General features: G+C 55.1%; 31 protein-coding genes and 1 pseudogene. 7 read left to right on the top strand and 25 right to left on the bottom strand.

Going from position 1 to position 16,810, the window contains the following annotated elements:
• On the top strand, positions 1–75 hold a 75-nt coding region (locus AC2FAJ_RS23245; protein WP_033802282.1), incomplete at its 5' end, for an IS1 family transposase.
• Here the strand turns inward: AC2FAJ_RS23245 and AC2FAJ_RS23250 are convergent.
• The 17 genes from AC2FAJ_RS23250 to AC2FAJ_RS23330 form a co-directional block, all read right to left on the bottom strand.
• Positions 69–392 carry a DGQHR domain-containing protein gene (locus AC2FAJ_RS23250; RefSeq protein ID WP_019725063.1) on the bottom strand — a complete coding sequence of 108 codons (324 nt, stop codon included), beginning with the start codon at positions 390–392 and terminating at the stop codon, positions 69–71. The two genes, AC2FAJ_RS23245 and AC2FAJ_RS23250, sit on opposite strands and share 7 nt — an antisense overlap.
• Before the next feature lie 63 nt (positions 393–455).
• The gene (locus tag AC2FAJ_RS23255) at positions 456–722 is read right to left on the bottom strand and encodes a helix-turn-helix domain-containing protein (RefSeq protein ID WP_004187367.1); all 267 of its coding nucleotides are present in this window, start codon (positions 720–722) and stop codon (positions 456–458) included.
• Positions 723–766: 44 nt separating this feature from the next.
• Complete coding sequence (locus AC2FAJ_RS23260; protein WP_004187369.1) at positions 767–1,216, bottom strand: JAB domain-containing protein; 450 nt, start codon at positions 1,214–1,216, stop codon at positions 767–769.
• Between the two features lie 121 nt (positions 1,217–1,337).
• On the bottom strand, positions 1,338–1,700 hold the full coding sequence (locus AC2FAJ_RS23265) for a DUF3085 domain-containing protein (protein ID WP_004187371.1): 363 nt from the start codon (positions 1,698–1,700) through the stop codon (positions 1,338–1,340).
• Positions 1,701–1,721: 21 nt separating this feature from the next.
• A complete protein-coding gene (locus tag AC2FAJ_RS23270) occupies positions 1,722–1,985 on the bottom strand; it encodes a hypothetical protein (protein WP_004187372.1) in 264 nt (87 codons plus the stop codon).
• A 117-nt stretch (positions 1,986–2,102) separates the two neighbouring features.
• Positions 2,103–2,513 carry a hypothetical protein gene (locus AC2FAJ_RS23275; protein WP_004206907.1) on the bottom strand — a complete coding sequence of 137 codons (411 nt, stop codon included), beginning with the start codon at positions 2,511–2,513 and terminating at the stop codon, positions 2,103–2,105.
• Positions 2,514–2,541: 28 nt separating this feature from the next.
• Positions 2,542–3,021, bottom strand: a complete 480-nt coding sequence (locus AC2FAJ_RS23280; protein ID WP_004187375.1) for a helix-turn-helix domain-containing protein — start codon at positions 3,019–3,021, stop codon at positions 2,542–2,544.
• Positions 3,014–3,259 (bottom strand): hypothetical protein, encoded by a 246-nt coding sequence (locus tag AC2FAJ_RS23285; protein ID WP_019725064.1) that lies wholly within the window; start codon positions 3,257–3,259, stop codon positions 3,014–3,016. The genes AC2FAJ_RS23280 and AC2FAJ_RS23285 overlap by 8 nt, the downstream gene beginning before the upstream one ends.
• A 378-nt stretch (positions 3,260–3,637) precedes the next feature.
• Entirely contained in the window at positions 3,638–4,201 is a 564-nt protein-coding gene (locus AC2FAJ_RS23290) for a phospholipase D family nuclease (RefSeq protein ID WP_019725065.1), read from the bottom strand.
• Positions 4,202–4,210: 9 nt separating this feature from the next.
• A complete protein-coding gene (locus tag AC2FAJ_RS23295; RefSeq protein WP_004187380.1) occupies positions 4,211–4,654 on the bottom strand; it encodes a plasmid partitioning/stability family protein in 444 nt (147 codons plus the stop codon).
• Positions 4,655–4,656: 2 nt separating this feature from the next.
• On the bottom strand, positions 4,657–5,631 hold the full coding sequence (locus AC2FAJ_RS23300) for a plasmid segregation protein ParM (RefSeq protein ID WP_004187382.1): 975 nt from the start codon (positions 5,629–5,631) through the stop codon (positions 4,657–4,659).
• Between the two features lie 240 nt (positions 5,632–5,871).
• The gene (locus AC2FAJ_RS23305) at positions 5,872–6,612 is read right to left on the bottom strand and encodes a tyrosine-type recombinase/integrase (RefSeq protein WP_004187383.1); all 741 of its coding nucleotides are present in this window, start codon (positions 6,610–6,612) and stop codon (positions 5,872–5,874) included.
• 18 nt (positions 6,613–6,630) lie between these two features.
• The gene (locus tag AC2FAJ_RS23310; protein ID WP_223216382.1) at positions 6,631–6,834 is read right to left on the bottom strand and encodes a hypothetical protein; all 204 of its coding nucleotides are present in this window, start codon (positions 6,832–6,834) and stop codon (positions 6,631–6,633) included.
• 41 nt (positions 6,835–6,875) lie between these two features.
• Entirely contained in the window at positions 6,876–7,361 is a 486-nt protein-coding gene (locus AC2FAJ_RS23315) for a hypothetical protein (protein ID WP_004187390.1), read from the bottom strand.
• On the bottom strand, positions 7,358–7,945 hold the full coding sequence (locus tag AC2FAJ_RS23320) for a restriction endonuclease (RefSeq protein WP_004187392.1): 588 nt from the start codon (positions 7,943–7,945) through the stop codon (positions 7,358–7,360). The genes AC2FAJ_RS23315 and AC2FAJ_RS23320 overlap by 4 nt, the downstream gene beginning before the upstream one ends.
• Positions 7,938–8,186 (bottom strand): helix-turn-helix domain-containing protein, encoded by a 249-nt coding sequence (locus AC2FAJ_RS23325; RefSeq protein WP_004187394.1) that lies wholly within the window; start codon positions 8,184–8,186, stop codon positions 7,938–7,940. Before AC2FAJ_RS23325 ends, AC2FAJ_RS23320 begins: the two co-directional genes overlap by 8 nt.
• Positions 8,183–8,644, bottom strand: coding sequence for a hypothetical protein (locus AC2FAJ_RS23330; protein ID WP_004187397.1), 462 nt, complete (start codon positions 8,642–8,644; stop codon positions 8,183–8,185). The genes AC2FAJ_RS23325 and AC2FAJ_RS23330 overlap by 4 nt, the downstream gene beginning before the upstream one ends.
• A 140-nt stretch (positions 8,645–8,784) precedes the next feature.
• On the opposite strand from AC2FAJ_RS23330, the gene AC2FAJ_RS23335 reads away from it, so the two are divergent.
• The gene (locus tag AC2FAJ_RS23335; RefSeq protein ID WP_004187400.1) at positions 8,785–9,330 is read left to right on the top strand and encodes a hypothetical protein; all 546 of its coding nucleotides are present in this window, start codon (positions 8,785–8,787) and stop codon (positions 9,328–9,330) included.
• Between the two features lie 305 nt (positions 9,331–9,635).
• Here AC2FAJ_RS23335 and AC2FAJ_RS23340 read toward each other — a convergent pair whose 3' ends face one another.
• Genes AC2FAJ_RS23340 through AC2FAJ_RS23350 form a run of 3 tightly spaced genes read right to left on the bottom strand, consistent with a single transcriptional unit; the run spans position 9,636 to position 10,747 of the window.
• Positions 9,636–10,220 carry a hypothetical protein gene (locus AC2FAJ_RS23340; protein WP_015059997.1) on the bottom strand — a complete coding sequence of 195 codons (585 nt, stop codon included), beginning with the start codon at positions 10,218–10,220 and terminating at the stop codon, positions 9,636–9,638.
• Positions 10,220–10,378, bottom strand: coding sequence for a hypothetical protein (locus tag AC2FAJ_RS23345; protein WP_004187405.1), 159 nt, complete (start codon positions 10,376–10,378; stop codon positions 10,220–10,222). The genes AC2FAJ_RS23340 and AC2FAJ_RS23345 overlap by 1 nt, the downstream gene beginning before the upstream one ends.
• Positions 10,379–10,402: 24 nt before the next feature.
• On the bottom strand, positions 10,403–10,747 hold the full coding sequence (locus AC2FAJ_RS23350) for a hypothetical protein (protein WP_004187406.1): 345 nt from the start codon (positions 10,745–10,747) through the stop codon (positions 10,403–10,405).
• Between the two features lie 526 nt (positions 10,748–11,273).
• Here AC2FAJ_RS23350 and AC2FAJ_RS23355 point away from each other — a divergent pair.
• Genes AC2FAJ_RS23355 through AC2FAJ_RS23375 form a run of 5 tightly spaced genes read left to right on the top strand, consistent with a single transcriptional unit; the run spans position 11,274 to position 13,907 of the window.
• Entirely contained in the window at positions 11,274–12,461 is a 1,188-nt protein-coding gene (locus AC2FAJ_RS23355; protein ID WP_015059996.1) for a type II toxin-antitoxin system RelB/DinJ family antitoxin, read from the top strand.
• Positions 12,462–12,479: 18 nt separating this feature from the next.
• Positions 12,480–12,752 (top strand): helix-turn-helix domain-containing protein, encoded by a 273-nt coding sequence (locus AC2FAJ_RS23360; RefSeq protein WP_015059995.1) that lies wholly within the window; start codon positions 12,480–12,482, stop codon positions 12,750–12,752.
• Positions 12,749–13,432 (top strand): hypothetical protein, encoded by a 684-nt coding sequence (locus AC2FAJ_RS23365; RefSeq protein WP_015059994.1) that lies wholly within the window; start codon positions 12,749–12,751, stop codon positions 13,430–13,432. The genes AC2FAJ_RS23360 and AC2FAJ_RS23365 overlap by 4 nt, the downstream gene beginning before the upstream one ends.
• Positions 13,433–13,476: 44 nt before the next feature.
• Complete coding sequence (locus AC2FAJ_RS23370; RefSeq protein WP_004187411.1) at positions 13,477–13,695, top strand: hypothetical protein; 219 nt, start codon at positions 13,477–13,479, stop codon at positions 13,693–13,695.
• Between the two features lie 2 nt (positions 13,696–13,697).
• Positions 13,698–13,907: a DUF7706 family protein gene (locus AC2FAJ_RS23375; RefSeq protein ID WP_004187413.1), complete on the top strand. Its 210-nt coding sequence runs from the start codon at positions 13,698–13,700 to the stop codon at positions 13,905–13,907.
• A 122-nt stretch (positions 13,908–14,029) separates the two neighbouring features.
• On the opposite strand, the gene umuC is transcribed toward AC2FAJ_RS23375, so the two are convergent.
• The 5 genes and pseudogenes from umuC to AC2FAJ_RS23400 form a co-directional block, all read right to left on the bottom strand.
• Positions 14,030–15,295 carry a translesion error-prone DNA polymerase V subunit UmuC gene (gene umuC, locus AC2FAJ_RS23380; protein ID WP_019725070.1) on the bottom strand — a complete coding sequence of 422 codons (1,266 nt, stop codon included), beginning with the start codon at positions 15,293–15,295 and terminating at the stop codon, positions 14,030–14,032.
• Entirely contained in the window at positions 15,283–15,717 is a 435-nt protein-coding gene (locus tag AC2FAJ_RS23385) for a LexA family protein (protein ID WP_004187425.1), read from the bottom strand. The genes umuC and AC2FAJ_RS23385 overlap by 13 nt, the downstream gene beginning before the upstream one ends.
• 92 nt (positions 15,718–15,809) lie before the next feature.
• Positions 15,810–16,142, bottom strand: a complete 333-nt coding sequence (pemK-mt, locus tag AC2FAJ_RS23390; RefSeq protein ID WP_004187427.1) for a type II toxin-antitoxin system toxin endoribonuclease PemK-mt — start codon at positions 16,140–16,142, stop codon at positions 15,810–15,812.
• A 1-nt stretch (position 16,143) separates the two neighbouring features.
• Positions 16,144–16,401, bottom strand: a complete 258-nt coding sequence (pemI, locus tag AC2FAJ_RS23395) for a type II toxin-antitoxin system antitoxin PemI (protein ID WP_004187429.1) — start codon at positions 16,399–16,401, stop codon at positions 16,144–16,146.
• A 91-nt stretch (positions 16,402–16,492) separates the two neighbouring features.
• Positions 16,493–16,720: pseudogene (locus AC2FAJ_RS23400) on the bottom strand (CPBP family glutamic-type intramembrane protease); the annotation flags it as partial.
• Between the last annotated feature and the right edge of the window lie 90 nt (positions 16,721–16,810).

A 16,810-nucleotide genomic window follows, 5' to 3' on the forward strand; every position in this document is an offset into this window, starting at 1 on the left:
CTGTCGTTCTCAAAATCGGTGGAGCTGCATGACAAAGTCATCGGGCATTATCTGAACATAAAACACTATCAATAAGTTGGAGTCATTACCAGAATCCCCACTGCCGGCGAGAGTTCGCTGGGAAGGAATTCAACATGACTATCAATATTTCCGGTAATTGACGGCAAAATATAGGGAGCTCGTTTTGATGTTGCGCCGGCAACATAATTCCGTATTTTTTTGGCCCGCGTTTTGTTCGCTTCTCGCTGGCTGCGATCCATAACATCGCCATCATTGTCCATTGCAAGAATACGACGTAACACGACCATAGGAACCGTCAGCATGTATTGTTCTATGCCGCCCTGTATTCCGCGTGTGGCCGGGACTCTGAAAAAATAGTTATCAGTATTCATAATATTTCCTTCGTATATCCGATACGTTCAGGAAGCACGTTTGCGCGTCGGTGTTTTGCGCTGCTATTTCCAGATCGGCGGTAAGCCGGCATCGATGCAAAGGACGCACCAGACGGAATACGCGATGTCACTTTCTCCGTTCACCCAGCGGCGCACCGTTCTGCCGTTCACGCCGACATGTCGCGCCAGTCCCTCCTGACTCAGGTTGAGCACATTTTCCAGCAGATAGCGGAGTTCATCCCCCGTCGGCGGGGTCCATTTATCAGCGGGACGGAAACAGCTTTCGCGGATCGCGCCCACGTTAAGCGGCACGGTATATTTATTGCCCATAGCAAGCCTCCAGAGCCGGCCGCACCACTGTGCGGCCGCGGTTATCAAATCAGACCATGTTCAGCAAAAGAGTAAATATCGCTGCCGCCCACAATCAGGTGATCGAGGACTTTGACATCAACCATCCCCAGCACCTGCGCCAGACGCTCGGTGATCAGCTTGTCAGCCTGGCTGGGTGTAGTGTTAGCGGAAGGATGGTTATGCGCCAGTACCACGGCGGCGGCATTATGATGCAGGGCGCGTTGCAGGACGATACGCGGATGAACGGTGACGCTGCTGATAGTTCCCTTAAACAGTTCTTCAAACGCAATCACGCCGTTGTGGCAGTTAAGAAAGAACGCGCAGAATGATTCGCGTGGTTCTGCAGCAAGACGAAACCGCAGTAAGGAACGCGCGGCGTCGGCGCCGGTGATAAAATCCGTTGTGGTAATTTTACCGGCAATAATGGCGTCCGCCTGGCGGATAATGTTGAGTTCTTCTGCTGAAAATTTCATATATTTCCCTCGTTAGGGGACCTGAGCACCATGCCCGGCCACAAATATATAATAGGACATTTTGTCCTAGATGTAAATACAGTGAAATATAAAAAAGCCCGATTTAACGGGCTTTTATGGTCTATTTCTGTCCCCCTGCAATAACTTCCAGTTCCGTCTCTGAAAGCATAATTTTCAGGCAGGGTTTGGTACGGCTGAGAAGTTCAATCGACCTCGGATCGAGCTCCAGGGATTCGCAAAAATCATCTCCGCCACAGGCATCACGCATCCGGTCCCAGAGCTCGTCAAAATCCGTTGTATCCGGATTAAAACCATTGGCGTAACAGACATTGTGCATCCCATTACTGTTTTTCTCACCTTTCGCCGCCATCACATACACGCCATGATCTTTGACAAAAAGAAGCGGGCAATTAAAACGCTTAACTTCAGCAATAACGACGTTGAGCATAGGATCAGTAAAAACAAGTTCTGATTGCATGGTCATAGTGTATTTACTCCCTGAAAGCTATTTGTTGACCGCAGCGGCGGTGAGAATGTCAGAAAGCGACCCCAGCAGATATAATTCGGTGAGCTCGCCTGTTTCATTCAGAATAAATAGCCCTGCAGGTCGGCCATTATGAAAAATAATGGCTTCATGCGATTGATGTAATTCACACTGACACAGCGAGAAATAAATAAGTGACCATTCAGGGGAAATAACGGTTTTATTGCCATGTTCCCGGATATAGCGGGCAACATCAGCCTGTTGCTGAGAATTGAGAGCAGTCATAAGGTGACTCCTGCGCCGGTCGGGGCGCTACCGTCGAAAGACCGGATTGCCTTTCGATGTAATTATTATACGTCTAATGAGCCATATAAATCAAGTTAATTTTGTTATTTCCCTGGTTTAAGGAGACTCTTTCCCCTGTAAATTTTGCATCACAAGCGCACCGTTCGGGCGCTGCAGGCGAATAATATCGTTCTGGCGAGCGTCTTTTTCCCGGATGATCCGCCAGGTTTCGGTGACGGCGCCGGCTGGCTGATACAGTCTGACCTTCACCTCGGAACGCTCTGCAGACAGCACAATGCAGCCTTTCTCATCTTGTGCAGCTGCGTGCCGGGCTTCATCTTTTTCCCGCGGACAGTCATCAAATCCTGATATTCGGACCGGGTGGCCATCGATATCAACCTGATAGCCGGGCGAAATCACGGGCACGGGCTGTGGCACATTCGGGAAATAATCAGCCAGATCACACCCTGTCAGGGCTACGGGCACAAGGCAGGCATACAGCATTAACATTCGGCGTGTGGTGATCATAAAGGGTCCTCTCTGGTCGCCGCGGGCCTTATTTCGCCTTCTCAACCAGCTGCAGTGACGGATGCTCACCGGCCAGAAGTAACAGGAAATTGAATTCCCCGGTCTTGAGCTTTACGCCGCGCTGAGCAGCCTTTTCTTTGGTCTGCCATGACGCCGGTTTATAGCCAAACAGCGCTGCAATTTCAGCGTGCTTCAGCCCCAGCGCCAGACGCAGGCGGCGAACGTCTTCGGCCGTGGCGGGATCTTTGACCATATCATCAGGACTGAATGCCCTGTTCAGGCGGTAATCAGGATGCACGCCGGCGATCAGCATCAGCATGTTATATTCGCCTGGGCGAAGACTGGTCTTGTTGTACTGGCTGAGATCGTCGCTGATAGCTTCCTTACGCTGCCAGGCGCGCAGTTCGTACCCCATGACAGCCCCTAATGCGGTTTCAGTCATGCCCATTTTTTCCCGGAGCGTCTTCACTGTTTCCGGCTGCGGAACGACGCTAACCATCTTAATCATTACCCTTCTCCCAGAAGTCTGAATTCAGAAAAATTTTCACCTGGCGCGTGCGGGGATAGTCCTGGTGCTTCAGCCCCTCCCGCGTGTCAGACAGGTACTGCGTTTCCTGCTGCACCTTGTTGATTTTGCCATTCCATTTGCGGGCCAGCGCCCGGTAACTCCCGTTCTCCAGCTGATAAACTTCAAACGTATACTTGTTCGGACCGCTCCAGCCTTCGTTGTAATAGACCTGTTTCATAGGATCTGCCTGATCGATGCGCCCCGTAAACATGACATCCCGGCTGCATTGCCTGAACCAGTAACCGCGGGGCATAGCCGGTGGCCGGTCGCTTATTTCCCGTCTGGATAGCGTGCCGAAAGGCTGTGAGCGCAGGTGACAACCTGATCTCAGGTCAATCTGGCATGGCGTGTTGTGCAGGGACCAGCGCCGCTGCCGCAGACAATGGCTCAGGGTGATCACAGGAACGACACGGGAAACGAACAGGGGGAATGATTGCATGGTTTTACTCCTTCGCCAGTCGGGGCGCTACCGAAAAATGAGCCTTGATAATACGACGAATGAGCCATATAAATCAAGTTAAAAATCAGGCGGCAGAGTTTCTGCCGCTGCTGTAGGTCAGTACCGTGGAGCCACGTCCTTTCCTTCGTCCCATAAACGGGAAAACTCGTTCACGTAGGCTTCAGTTACTGCAGGCGCGCCGCTGATCAGCACCACATTTTCCGCATTACGACTGTCTGCGCTGGCGCTGAAGTTAAACGAGCCGGTCAATACGGCGCGGCGGTCAAAGACCATGAATTTATCATGCATGGCCTCGTAGTTATCGTTGATCCGCACCGCCACGCGGTTATTGGCCAGAAAGTTCACTTCGGTGTACCGGTTGTCGTTCGCTTTGCGATCGGCCACCACCACCACCGATACGCCCCGTTTTTTTGCGGCACGCAACGCGCCGGCAACAGGACGACTGGTCAGGCTGTACGCGGCAACCAGAATCTCATGCTGCGCGTGGTCGATTGAATCCAGAACCAGATTTAATGCGGTCCCGCCGGGTGAAAACCCGGTTTTCACTTCAGTCGCAGCTTGCGCCTGGACATCGCCGGCAATATTGCCGGCCGCTGTTACCGGGTTTGCTGCCACGGCGCCGGCGATGAGGGTCAGGGTTAACAGCACATATTTTTTCACGCAGCCCCCTTAATCATCATCCGGGAACAGATGCTGGACGTTCTTACGGGTTTCTTCCAGATTCTTATCCTCCGGTGCTGCCGGTTCGGGAGCCACGGCGGGACTGTTTTCCGGCGCAGCGCCGCCTGCCGGCGACACCGTATTGCTGCCACCGCCGGTGGCCTGCAGAAACGCCTCAACCAGACGCGCCATTTCTCCTGTATCCTGCTGCGGCAGCGTACTGCTGATGATCCGCTGAATATCCTGCATCGTGGTGCTCTCCGTCAGGAATTCAGCGATCAGGAACGGCAGGCGTTCGTCCTGCTTCATCAACGCGGCACCACAGAGCATCATGGCGCGCATCGCGCGGCCACGCTCTTTCTGAGGCAGTTTCTCAAGAAAGCCGTCGGCTACCCGGTCCGCCGCATTGCGCTCCGGGTAGATATAAAACGAGCACTTACGGTTATCAGTCATACTCAGCCCTTCATTGCCACCATACCCAGAACCAGATCGAATTGCGGGTTATCACTGACGAAGAAACGATCGTCACTCACCCCCGTGGCCTGCTTCACTGCGCCGGCGACCAGGCTGGCACCGCCACCGACAACCATGACGTGCGTGAAGCCGGCAAAGCGGCCAACTGAATCGGTGACACGGTGCGTCAGGGCTTTTTCCCGCTCATGCAGTACCTTCATCACCTGGGCCCGCTGGTCAGCATTCTGGAGGTAACGGGAAAGAAACGTTTCGTCATTTCGCGCCTGGATCAGACGGTCGGCAAAATACGAACTGGTACGGGTGCTCACACTGGTATCCAGTGCATGTTTTACGGCTTCGGTGATGATGGATACGCCGGTTTTAGGATCGCAATGCGTCTTGGTGAATCCGGACATTTTGCTGCGAACGTGCGCGATATCCAGCGTGGTTCCACCGATATCCACAATCAGCAGGGAGTCCAGATCGTCCAGATCCTTCAGCACACTGAAGCCTGCAGGGACCGACTCTGGCAGTACGCTGACTTTACGCACGGTAAAGCTCTCACGCCCCTGAACGGCCACCGCGCGCTTCACGTTCGCTTTTTTCCGCTCGATGTTGGCCATATTAGGCTGATCGTTTTCATCCAGGTACTCGCCCAGCGGCAGCGTCACCACAACATCAACCGGCTGCGGTTCAATGCCAGACTGCATCAGGGCATGGTGGATAGCGACGACATTCACATCACTGTACTGATAGCGTGTTTCCGTGGTGCGCACGGCATCCGGGCTCAGCTGGTCAAAGCTGTACTTTTCCCCGTCAATTTCATAGTTGGCGGAAGCCGGCACCGATGAATCTGTCAGCAATGTCATGGACCATTCGGGCTTGAAGCTGTTCGGACTGATCAACGTTTTCACTGCGCCTTCTTCCATCCAGGCCAGTTTGATGTTGGTGGAACCGTCATCAACAAAAATACGCATTTTGAACCTCACATTATTTAGAAAAAAACCGTAGAAATCAGGAAAAATACAGCTTTCAAATGGATTATTACGCATCTCTGCTGACGTGTAAAGACAAAAAGATGCACCAATATAGAAAAATACAGAAAAATACCGAATAAAAATCAACAAAAGACGGTCAGACCGTCCTGAAAACGGTCTGACATAGAAAGAAAAGGGATTTATTTAGATTTATACGGAAATATCAGGGAGGGATACAGATTATTCCGGGAGCGTTAAATGACTGTCTGGCAGGCTGAATCGGACGCCATACTGACGACCAACATCGAGCGCAAACACGCGCGTGTAGGTTTCTGTGGTTTCCAGCCGGGAATGCCCGGCATAAGCCTGTACAACTTTCAGCGGAACCCCATGCTGGATCAGGTGCATACAGAAGCTGTGACGGAACGTGTGGCAGGTAACAGGGATACTAAAAGTGACAGAGTCACGTTTTGCGAGGTCCAGTGCCTTCCTGATCCAGTTACGCGGCGTGTTATCACTCTGCACCGGCCAGAGCAGCTGCTGTTTACCAATACGCAGGGTGGTCAGAAATTCACGCACCTTCCTGACATATTGAGGATCGGTCAGAGGAACAAGACGGAACACCTCTTCATCCTTGCCCGGCCTGCCGCGGCCACGCTGACGCTGTTTAAGCGTCTTCAGCCGGACAAACGGCCGGGAACCGTCAAGCTGAAAGCTGGCGCCGGTCAGCGCCAGCGCCTCATTAATACGCGCGCCCGTGTTCCAGAGGGTATCGAAAAGGACCTGCTGGCGCAGGTCTGGCACATACCGCAGAAACACCGACACCTCCGGGGCCAGCAGGTATTTGGGTAAATCAGCCTGGCTGGCCATCTCCCGCAGCGCCAGCGCATCGGCATAATCGAAGTAGGCATATGTCACGCGCCCGGTCCCGATGGCGTCGCTACGTGAATTCTGGGAAATTTGCAGGGGGAAAGTGTTCAATTTTTTAAAATCCGCTAATCAGCCGTCAGGCGACTGAATTTTATGAAATTTCTCGCTGAATTCGACCGCATCCTGCATATCAAACGTCATACTGCGGGTGGAGGCGGTCGAGCTCCAGCTTTTCCCGCCTTCGATTCTGTAAGGGGGTAGGGTCAGTCCGCGTAAAGGCTTGTCATGCCGGGCTGCAAAAACCAGCTGCCCGGCAGATACTTTTAACATCATAGCAAACATATCCGCGCTGATTCGGCGGCCTTTCAATCCACTCATAACAACCTGTAACTGAATCCTGTACCACGACTTTTGTTGTAAATCTGCTGACCAGACTGACCTTCATCTTCACTGAATACCACCATACGGCGGCCGTTAGTCAGTGAATCCATTTTACGCTGTGCGCCATTATCGTCATAACGCACAGGCAGGCACGCACCTTTATGGCTGTTTTCACTCTCGACGCGGAACACCCTTACCCTGACGGCGTTCTTCCGCACCTGGTCAGGATCTTCACCACTGACCACGCCCGTCAGTTTCTGAAGCGTATCTGCCGGACTGCTGTACTCAGCCTGGCTGAGATAGCGGCCGTTCGGGGTTAACCAGAAATCCTGGCTGTCACTGACACGGTAGGTTTCGCCGTGGCTGGCGATGCCTGAGACGTTACAGAAGCGGTCATAATCGGTGGGCTGTCCGGGGAGCATGGCGCACCCTGTCAGCAGCAGTGCCGGCAGGGCGGCGACGTATCCTTTGAATTTCATGTTGTCTCCTGTTCAGGATGAACCATTTCGGTCGGTGGCCGGTATCCCGGATACGGGATAAACGGCGCATCGGTGGCAATAAGGTCTAGCAGCTTCTGGCCACTGACCAGGATCATGCGGCTGTCTCCGCGAATGAGCGATTTGGTGCCTTCGCGCGTTTTGCCGGTATGGCAGAAAAAACCGCGGGCACCGGTGGCGTTCAGCAGGTCGCTGAAGTCACGGACGTGGCCAACGGCAATATAGCTGGTATAGCGTTTGGCCTGGATAAGCCAGGTCTGGCCATCAATCTTCACACGGCCATCAATCCCGCCGTCACCGGTATACCGGCGGTTACGGATCACTTCAAAGCCCCGGCGTTCAAAGCCTTCAAGCAGCAGCTCTTCGAACACAAACGGGTCAATCTTGCGCAGATAGGCAATTTTCTGCCCGAAATGCGGAAACGTATTAATTTTATCGATCACACGTACCGCGCTGGCCTGTTTCCGTTCGTGCCGGCGCCGGCGTCGCCGTGTACCCTGCCAGAGGCCATACAGCAGGATACCCGCAAGGATAAAAGAGCCGACAACATGGATGGACTCATTCATTATCGATCCTCAGCACTTCATACTTCAGCTGCCGCAGCAGCCTGTCTTTGCTCATGGTTTTCAGGGTGGGCCATTCCGCTTTCAGCGTCAGCGCGACGGTGGCAAGTTGTATGGTCCGGGGTACTGTCTCACCGTCCTCATATTTTACCAGGCTGGTACGGCTGATACCGAGCTCAGCCGCGGCGCGTTCCTGGGTCCAGTTCAGGCCCCGTCGCCACAGGATCAAGTCAAAGCCGGTCAATCCGCCGCACTCCCATGCTCAGTGCCGGGCTTCGTGCCGGCGGGTACGGCCTCTTTCCCCTGTGCCTTTTTTTCCGCCGGGGCCGGGTAGGCCGAGGCCAGTTGTGCCCGGAAATCACGCCACGCTGACAGCCAGAGCGCATCAGATACCTGGTCAGACGACAGATTAAGGACCGCATTGCGGTCACGCCAGTGGCTAAATGTCTGAGCCGGAAGGCCGGCACGCCGGCGCAACTGCTGCTCGTCGAAATAGGCACACTGAACCAGGAGGTGTCTGACGTTCTGCGGGACAACTTCATCTCTGGCCCCTTCCGGCACAGCCAGCATCCCGGCGCTGCATATACCCTGAATGCCCGCCTCGGTATAAATCTGCTGCAGATTGGTATCATCAACCTGCGCAGCGCCGGCGGTGTGCGCCACAACCAGCATGATGCCGGCAATAAGTGGTTTCTTTATCATGCGTACTCAGCTCCTGGCCGAATCCTGGTGGACTGGCCTGTTATAATCTGCCTGTATTTATAGCCTGAAAATGTTCATATTTGAACATTTTTTATGTATATTATTTCCGCAAATTCGCCATAAACACAACAGGAGACGCGATGGATATCAACTACTACGATAAACATCAGGAAGAATTTGAGGCGGTCACGCTGGCGCTGAAAGCCAATCTGGAAGAAGTTTGGGGCAGCAGCCTGAAAAATCAGGGGGAAAGCCTGGATGATCAGGTGACGTATATGAAGCTATTTGAAGAGCTGCAATACAACCTCAATCCGTACTACTTCAAGGAGAACACCTCAGCAAAAGAGATGGATGAAGATAAAGTAGCGGCCTTTGTGGCCAGAACCCGCGACTATAAGCACGGCATTACCATTAAATCCTGGCCGGGACGCCCGCAGAAATGGCTGAAAGGCCGAATCAAACCTCTTCATCCTGTGGAAGGCACAAACCTGTGCTGGATCGACACGTCCAACATTGTGCATATCGGTGCCGATAGGCAGTTTGACGATCAATATTACCTCACCGTGACCACACAGAACGGTCAGAGTTACCGCGTGAATGATGTCCTTCTGCCTGGACGCCTTCTGGATGCCGCTCATGAAGCCCTGTTCAGGGCGCTGGATTCAAGCACTGGCGGTAATTTCTGATACGGAGTTGCACCACGTTTATCGGGTACTTATACTGACAGTGATTAACAAATTAATTTTCCGTTTACTCCGACAGAAAGTTAAGTAGTAAAAACGTCTAGTAATTAAAAGGAGCCCTTCCTCACCAGTTGGGCTCCTTTTGTATATCCTTATTCATTTCATCAAATGTCGGTCCGAGAACTGTCCGCGGCCAGTTTCTGAATTGCACTGATCTCATCTCCGGTCAGCTCAGCACGACTGTCCAGCTGCTGCACGTTTTTGCTCCGGACCTCCCAGAAGTAGTACAAAAAGAATGCCTCGCATGTTCATGACTCTTCTCCCTGTTCGTTTTCACCTGCCCGGTATGCCCGCTGCCCCTTATAACCCAGCAGGGATTCGCACATCAGGTCAGTGATGCGTGCAATAGCGAGATCCGCATTGTCAGCACGCAGGGAAATCACGGCCGTTTCGCCCCGGTTCGCGGCATTCCAGACGCCAGGCAGCAGCGTCTGGAACCGGGCCCGGTCATCCCCCTCCGACAGCAGGGCCATTTCCGGTAGCCGTTCGCGGATCACCGCTTCACTGGCCTGCCGCAGGATATCGTCACGACTCCAGATGCACAGCGTTGCCGGTCCGCTGCGCATGAGGATAGTAGCAGCGTCAGCCATACTCAGTGTGTCCAGCTTCAGCATCTCCATGCCCGGCCGACGCAGCACAAATCCTATGGGCCGGCGGTACTTGCCCAGCTGCAGCAGATCGTCGTCTGTAAGCAGCTCCAGGCCACGCTGCAGAACCAGATGAAGCACGTCCGCTTCTTTGACCGGGCGGATCAGGTTTTGCCTGGCATTTGCCCGGACGGTCAGAACTTCAATACGATGCCAGAGCTCGTCATTAATATGCTTGGTGGCCATCAATCCTCTCCTTTACGGGCACGAATATAAATCAGCGTCACAACCACAACCGCGCCTATGGCCCAGCTAATCGCGGAGTAACCCTCCGGCATGTAGATCATGACCAGCATTGCCAGCAGTAAATATATAACGGCAGAAATCACCCCCTGACGCATCATAACCCCCTCTCTGTTAAACATTGTTCACTGGCCACCGGAATGCTCCCCGCCGACATAAAACCGTTTTCCATCCGCCGCTTTGCCCAGGCATACGGTTTGACCTGTGCTTAGCTGGCCGGCATCCATCATGAACGGCGCGCCCGGACCGCGAAAAACGTCCGTATCGAGGGCGGCAGGTTCGCCGGCAGCGACCGGCCGGACCATGCCCATATCGTAGCTGTCCGGCAGGTTATCCGGCAGGCAGGCCTGCGTGTAGTCGTCCGCGACCTTCTGCGCCTCTTCCTGCGTGGGGTAACGACCCAGCACGCCGGTGATCTCTTTCTTCAGTCCGAAGCCGTAGCCGCGAACCTTGTACGCTTCATATTCCATACCATTCACTCCGCTTGCCGTTGTTTACTGAATAACCACACTCTAATAAATTAGGTTTCATTCGTATATTATAAATATTTAGATTTAGCACTAAAAGCTAATTTAATAAAGCAACACACCGGTAATCATCACGCTGCGTGACGACCGCACGATTTACCCCGCCGGATGATTTGCGCCCTTATCTTTTCACCCTGTGACTTTTACGCCCGCAACCACCGGAAAATACCTTTTGGCCGGTGCCGCCATTGCGGAAAAAACGTAAATACCGGAAAAAACGAAATCAACAGGGAGAGGAAGGCAGGGGAACGGTCGCGCGGCTGCCGGCGCGGACACCATATCTTGTGCCGTTTCCGGCTGACGGAGCCACTACATATAGCGTTATCCACAGAAACGGTGGATAAGTGGCGGCGCTGCGGAGAATACCGCTAAACCGCAACGGCGAAAAAATGTGGTCCCGCGCGCAAAAGTGCGGTACAAATGGCTGTACATTATGTAAAGCCAGATGACTGTACAAAAAGGAAGGAGCATGACCGGTTTTTTTGAACGTAAAAAGCGGGCCAAAAACGCCCAGCTGACCGTGCGTCTCGATGAGCAGCTGAAGAAACGCGCCGAACTGCGTCTGGAGGCAATGGGGATGACCGCCACGGAAGCGGTGGAGCAGCTTTACCGCTTCATCGCCGATCACGGCCGGATGCCCGTCACGGAGCGTATCGTCACATTTGACATCCAGTCACAGCGCGGCCGCGCCATCGCCCTCAATCCCGCCGACGCTGTGACCGAAAACACCCGGCGGTTTCTGCAGTCGCTGGGAGCTGTGGAAGTGGTCTGCTGCGATCCCGCTGCATTTGAACAGGCGGTACTGGAGTACTTCAGCCTGTATGTGGCCGACCAGGCTGCCTGTTTACTGGCCGGTGTACTGAACGTCACGTTCATGGTTAATGCCGCCAGTCGCGTGAAAGATGACTGGCATGACAGGCTGCTGTCCCTGTTACAGCGCGACTTTGATTTCAGCGAAGAACAGTCAGTGACGTTCATTAACAGCATCGTAGACAGCGAACATGTCGATCCTGCCATCGTCAGTCGAAATAATACGGCCTGGCGGAGCGGAAAAAGCACCGGGTCCGGCGCCGCCGTCCTGCAGCGTTTCCTGACGTTCCTGGCGGAGCGGGGCGTCAGCTGCAGCGATCCGCAGAGACTGACCGAAAGCGCCGGCCGTGCATGGGGCGTGCGTGAAAATATGATCGGGAATATGCCCCCGGACATGCAGCAGGCCATAAACGATGGCGTCATTTTTGAGGCCAGCGCTGACACGCCGGACTTTTCCCCTGAGCTGGCGGCGGCGTTTGGCTTCACACAGGCCCAGGCAGAAGCGGTGCTGAAACCCGCCCTGGCCGCCAGGGATCTCCCCGGTTTCCTGCAGCGCTTTCTGGCGTTCCTGGCCGACCGGGGCATCAGCTGCAGCAATCCCCGGCGGTTTACTGAAAAGGTCACTGAACACGCCAGCCATGAGGGGCTGCACCGGCTTATTGCGATGTTGATGTCGCGCATCAGGGATGAGGGGGTCTGTTTTGTCTTTCACAATGAATCCCCGGACGAACTGCCGCGCCTGGCCGCGTCACTGCCCGGCGAACTGGCCGATACCTTCGGGTTTACGGGATGGCAGGCAACAACAATACTGCGTCAAATCCAGCCGGCACGGCCGGGGCAGGATTAGGGCCGGGAGCCTCACGCGATGAAAACGACCTGTTATGCGGACGGCATCACGGCGGCGCCACTTTCCCCGCAGGAGTGGCGGGCACTGCTCAGGGCGAAAGGCTGGAAGCAGAAGGATCTGGCCCGCCGCTGGAATGTGTCAGAAACCTGGATCAGTAAGCTGGCCAATAACCCCGATCGGGGCACGCACTGGAACGATGCCTGCCGGGGTCTGCCCGATATGCGTGCCCGGCGGCCCGGCGAACCGCGCGCGGCAGGCACAGACGCACCAGAGCCGGGAGGCCCTGAATGAACAAACGTCTTCACCTCATCACCACCTGTACCCGGCGCAAGGCGGGCAGCGTGGAGGATACCGTTTTTCCGGGCGACACTTCCCTTGATGACGCCTTTGACGGCTGGTACAGGCTGATCGCCCAGGCCGCCCGCCGTCCTGGCAGGGTGCTGGAAACGGGAGAGCTTTACCGGGGCGCACACTGGCTGCGTGCCCGCGGTATCGCGGCGCGGTGGCCGGGCATCGAGCTGTGGGCCATGTCGGCCGGTCTGGGGCTGCGCCACCATACCGATCCGGCGGTCGCGTATGAGGCAACGTTTCACGCCATGCCCTTCGCGCCGGCGACCGTCTGGGGCTCACTGACGGCACGCCCCCCGCTGGCGGGCCGCTGCGCCTCCCTGGCTGAGCTGATGCAACGCTGCCCGGACGATCGCTTTGTGATCGCCGGTTCACCCGTGTATATCAGCGCGGCTGAGCAGGATATTCTGGCCGGCGTGCCGGCACTGCATGATGCGGCCGCTCAGCTGATTATCGTGACCTCACAGGGCTATCGTGGTCCGCTGCAGCCGTTTCTTAAAAGAAGCCGCGCGGACATGATGGCGACCCTGAAATCGAACATGACGTGCCTGAATATTGCCTGCGCCGGCGCCCTGATTGACGCCATGATGCAGGCAGACGCCCGGCAGGCGGCAACCATTTAATACAGACAGAGACTGGCGCTACCGTCGCCAGAAGGGGGTTTTACATGTTCAGCATCATTTATCACGCCGGCGCAGCCGTCCTTTTCCTGGTCATGAGCCTGGCGGCCGGCGCCGGCCTCCTGCTTCATAGCCATGAATATACGACAGGTCATTTCTGGAACATGACGGGGCTGTGCATTGTGTCAACTCTCGTCTGGATCTGGGCTGTAGCTCAGGCAAAAGAAGCCTGGTACATTTCACGAAACATCAAAAAAGGACTCTGACCATGAAAGATGAAATTCGCCACGAAAAACCCGTTGAAGTGAATATACAGCTGACACACAGAGAAGCGCAGGCTCTGGCGCAACTGGTTAAGCGTCTGGGATTCAGTGACTGCCGCGGCCTGGCGACGTCAGATATTGAGGCATATCTGATGATGGATGGAATCAACCAGATCATGAAAGCACTGGCTGAAGAGGGCTATGCACCACGATAAGGGCCGGGACTATCTGGAATTAGCCGGAAATACGGCCCTATCACGCGGGCAGTAAGGAGAGGTTTTAATGTTCCCGACACCAGGGAAAACAAGCCGCCGTCAAGAGCGGCTGCACATCGCTGTTATCGCATAAACGCCGCGGGAATATCCTTCCACTGCGTGGTGTAGGCCGGGGACAACATTTCACGGCGCATGGCATATTCCGGATCAATACCTTCTCCGGCGAAGAAGATCCTTGACCTTCCTTCCCTGTTTATTTTGTCGATGGTGGCCATCAGTTTTTCGCTGCCCGGCCGCACAGCAGCCGGCGAAAACAGATCCAGCTGGGTTTCATATCCCTGCAGATCGCTGAGCATCACGCCGGCTTTTGCATACCGCACGCCCTCACGCCAGATACGCGACAGTCCCAGCTGCGCCGCGGCGATGATGTCGCGGGTATCCTGGCTTGGCACGGGAAGCACTTCCGTAGCCTGGTTACTGTAGGGCACACCGCCGGCGTCATAAGCACTGCTGCGGATAAAGACCGTTACCACCTTCGCCAGACGGTTTTCCTGGCGCAACTTTTCTCCTGCCCGTGTGGCATATTTAGTCACCGCCTGCTGCATCTGCGCCAGTTGCGTGACCCGCGATCCAAACGAACGGGATACAACAAGCTGCTGTTTCGCGCCGGTACCTTCTTCCAGGGCAAAGCAGGCCTCGCCACGCAGCTCACGGATGGTGCGTTCCAGCGTCACACCGTACAGCCGGCGTGCCAGTCGGATATCCATCTCTGCGAGCGCCAGCGCCGTTTTGATCCCCATTGTCGCCAGCCCTTTTTCGGTACGATGGCCAACCCCCCACACATCGCCGGCCGACACCAGGCTCATCAGCCTTTTCAGTCTTACAGGATCACTGAGCGCCACAACCCCCCCGGTGGCAGGCCACGTCTTCGCGGCGTGGTTGCACAGTTTGGCCAGCGTCTTCGTTGGCGCGACGCCGACTCCACAGGTGAGCGTTGTCTGGCGCAGCACTTCAGCCCGCAAAAGCTGGCCAAACGCCTGCGGCGTCATCACTCCCTCCATATGAGAGGCATCCGCAAAGAGCTCATCAATTGAGTAAACAAATGTCCGCGGCGCCAGACTCTCCACCACGGTTGCAAATCTGGCGGAGAATGAGGCGTAAAGGGTGTAGTTGGAACTGAATACGGCAACGTTATGCTGTTCCAGCAGGCGGCGGCAGCGGAAATAGGGCTCCCCGCGGCGCACGCCAAGCGCTTTCGCCGCGCGATTGACCGCAACAAGCGCCCCGTCGTTGTTGCTGAGAACGACCACAGGGCGACCTCGTAAATCAGGGCGGAACGCTTCTTCGCAGCTGCAGTACATCGAATTGACATCGATTAAGGCGTACACGGGCGGTGTCTCATGACAGTGAACGTAACCACACCCCATATCTGCAGCGCCTCCGGATCAAACCTGATTGGCGGAAAAGCCGGATTCAGCGGCATCAGGCAGGGGTAAGGGCGGAGCTGCAGCTGCTTGACCGTAAATTCATTATCGATGCTGGCAATCACGATGCTGCCGTGCCGGGGCTCTTCTGCCCGATCGACGACCAGCACATCGCCATCATGAATGCGGGCATCACGCATAGAATCGCCGGACACACGCAAGAAGTACGTTGCGGCCGGACGCCGCACGCAGTAATCATGCAGGTTAAGTTCATTGGCCTCATAGCCTGCGGCCGGGCTGGGAAAGCCGGCCGCAACGGGCTCGGCAAAAAAAGGGAGTGCGTCACCTTCCACTGAAGGCCGGGGATAAACGAGATCCAGCGCCATAATTTAGCCTCCAATAACTGTTTATACATACAGTATATTGCAGGCTTCAGGAAACAGGCAATGCCGGCATATTTCATGCCGGCACGCTGGGGTCAGGTCAGGATGGTGGCCAGACGGCCAAGAACGTCGTCCATGATAGTCTCTGGCACCCGTTCGAGTCGTTTGCCGCCGCGGGCTTTCATATCGATCGTCCGGGGTTGATCGCAACGCACAACGCCGGTGGTACGTATGCCGGCGCCGTCAAGCGACACAGCAAAGCCTGCTGTGCGGGCAAAATTGCCTCCGCTGGTCACGGGCACAACAACAGGCAGGCGGGTCACGCGGTTAAAAGCAGCCGGCGTGACAATCAGTACCGGCCGCGTTCCCTGCTGCTCATGACCTGCGGTAGGGTCAAGCGAGACAAGCCAGATTTCCCCTCTTTCCATGTCAGATTTCCTCCTGACCAGCCGCCGGCGCATCCAGCCATTCACGTTCTTCTGCCGAGATTTCAGCGTTCGGATCGCACTGTGCCAACAGCTCAGCCAGTGAATACTGCGGGCGTCTGTGCGGCTCCACAATCAGCCGGCCATTATCAATGACCATGCCAACTTCATTATCTGTACCCAGCGACAGCGCATTCAGCAGTGCCGGTGGGACGGTCAGCATGACTGAGCCGCCAACCTTCTTCAGTCGAGTGGTATGCATTTTTCACCTCCATAAAAGTTATATTTAAATATAACATTCACAAAAAAACATACCAGCCTTTAACGCACAATATTTAATAAAAATATAACTTTCAGCCCAACAGTAAACCCAGCGCGGTAGCTTCCATATGCAGCAATACCGGCAGCAGCAGGCCGCCACTTCTGATCCGGGCAGCTGATGTAATCAGCCCCACCAGGAACATTTCTGCCAGGGTCAGCAGGTTCTGATACTGCATATGCACGGCGGCAAACAGCAAAGACGTTATCAGCGCGCCCAGCCACATCGTCCAGTTGTACCTCGAACGGAAGACGTTCAGCACTGAAGGATCCCCTCATAAATCAGCCATAGCATAGCCATATTTGAGCAACTGATTGGCGAATAATACCCAGGCCGCCAGCAATTCTTTCTC

Source organism: Enterobacter cloacae complex sp. 385G4 (assembly GCF_057320665.1).

Bases quoted from the DNA above. Each gene is read 5' to 3' on its own strand.
- AC2FAJ_RS23285 (WP_019725064.1), bottom strand. From the start codon at position 3,259: ATGAAACAGGTCTATTACAACGAAGGCTGGAGCGGTCCGAACAAGTAT.
- AC2FAJ_RS23315 (WP_004187390.1), bottom strand. From the start codon at position 7,361: ATGAAATTCAAAGGATACGTCGCCGCCCTGCCGGCACTGCTGCTGACA.
- AC2FAJ_RS23350 (WP_004187406.1), bottom strand. From the start codon at position 10,747: ATGGAATATGAAGCGTACAAGGTTCGCGGCTACGGCTTCGGACTGAAG.
- AC2FAJ_RS23355 (WP_015059996.1), top strand. From the start codon at position 11,274: ATGACCGGTTTTTTTGAACGTAAAAAGCGGGCCAAAAACGCCCAGCTG.
- AC2FAJ_RS23375 (WP_004187413.1), top strand. From the start codon at position 13,698: ATGAAAGATGAAATTCGCCACGAAAAACCCGTTGAAGTGAATATACAG.
- AC2FAJ_RS23270 (WP_004187372.1), bottom strand. From the start codon at position 1,985: ATGACTGCTCTCAATTCTCAGCAACAGGCTGATGTTGCCCGCTATATC.
- AC2FAJ_RS23370 (WP_004187411.1), top strand. From the start codon at position 13,477: ATGTTCAGCATCATTTATCACGCCGGCGCAGCCGTCCTTTTCCTGGTC.
- AC2FAJ_RS23345 (WP_004187405.1), bottom strand. From the start codon at position 10,378: ATGATGCGTCAGGGGGTGATTTCTGCCGTTATATATTTACTGCTGGCA.
- AC2FAJ_RS23320 (WP_004187392.1), bottom strand. From the start codon at position 7,945: ATGAATGAGTCCATCCATGTTGTCGGCTCTTTTATCCTTGCGGGTATC.
- AC2FAJ_RS23295 (WP_004187380.1), bottom strand. From the start codon at position 4,654: ATGACTGATAACCGTAAGTGCTCGTTTTATATCTACCCGGAGCGCAAT.
- AC2FAJ_RS23335 (WP_004187400.1), top strand. From the start codon at position 8,785: ATGGATATCAACTACTACGATAAACATCAGGAAGAATTTGAGGCGGTC.
- AC2FAJ_RS23365 (WP_015059994.1), top strand. From the start codon at position 12,749: ATGAACAAACGTCTTCACCTCATCACCACCTGTACCCGGCGCAAGGCG.
- AC2FAJ_RS23260 (WP_004187369.1), bottom strand. From the start codon at position 1,216: ATGAAATTTTCAGCAGAAGAACTCAACATTATCCGCCAGGCGGACGCC.
- AC2FAJ_RS23275 (WP_004206907.1), bottom strand. From the start codon at position 2,513: ATGATCACCACACGCCGAATGTTAATGCTGTATGCCTGCCTTGTGCCC.
- AC2FAJ_RS23360 (WP_015059995.1), top strand. From the start codon at position 12,480: ATGAAAACGACCTGTTATGCGGACGGCATCACGGCGGCGCCACTTTCC.
- pemK-mt (WP_004187427.1), bottom strand. From the start codon at position 16,142: ATGGAAAGAGGGGAAATCTGGCTTGTCTCGCTTGACCCTACCGCAGGT.
- AC2FAJ_RS23280 (WP_004187375.1), bottom strand. From the start codon at position 3,021: ATGATTAAGATGGTTAGCGTCGTTCCGCAGCCGGAAACAGTGAAGACG.
- pemI (WP_004187429.1), bottom strand. From the start codon at position 16,401: ATGCATACCACTCGACTGAAGAAGGTTGGCGGCTCAGTCATGCTGACC.
- AC2FAJ_RS23250 (WP_019725063.1), bottom strand. From the start codon at position 392: ATGAATACTGATAACTATTTTTTCAGAGTCCCGGCCACACGCGGAATA.
- AC2FAJ_RS23310 (WP_223216382.1), bottom strand. From the start codon at position 6,834: ATGATGTTAAAAGTATCTGCCGGGCAGCTGGTTTTTGCAGCCCGGCAT.
- AC2FAJ_RS23330 (WP_004187397.1), bottom strand. From the start codon at position 8,644: ATGATAAAGAAACCACTTATTGCCGGCATCATGCTGGTTGTGGCGCAC.
- AC2FAJ_RS23255 (WP_004187367.1), bottom strand. From the start codon at position 722: ATGGGCAATAAATATACCGTGCCGCTTAACGTGGGCGCGATCCGCGAA.
- AC2FAJ_RS23340 (WP_015059997.1), bottom strand. From the start codon at position 10,220: ATGGCCACCAAGCATATTAATGACGAGCTCTGGCATCGTATTGAAGTT.
- AC2FAJ_RS23385 (WP_004187425.1), bottom strand. From the start codon at position 15,717: ATGGCGCTGGATCTCGTTTATCCCCGGCCTTCAGTGGAAGGTGACGCA.
- AC2FAJ_RS23265 (WP_004187371.1), bottom strand. From the start codon at position 1,700: ATGACCATGCAATCAGAACTTGTTTTTACTGATCCTATGCTCAACGTC.
- AC2FAJ_RS23300 (WP_004187382.1), bottom strand. From the start codon at position 5,631: ATGCGTATTTTTGTTGATGACGGTTCCACCAACATCAAACTGGCCTGG.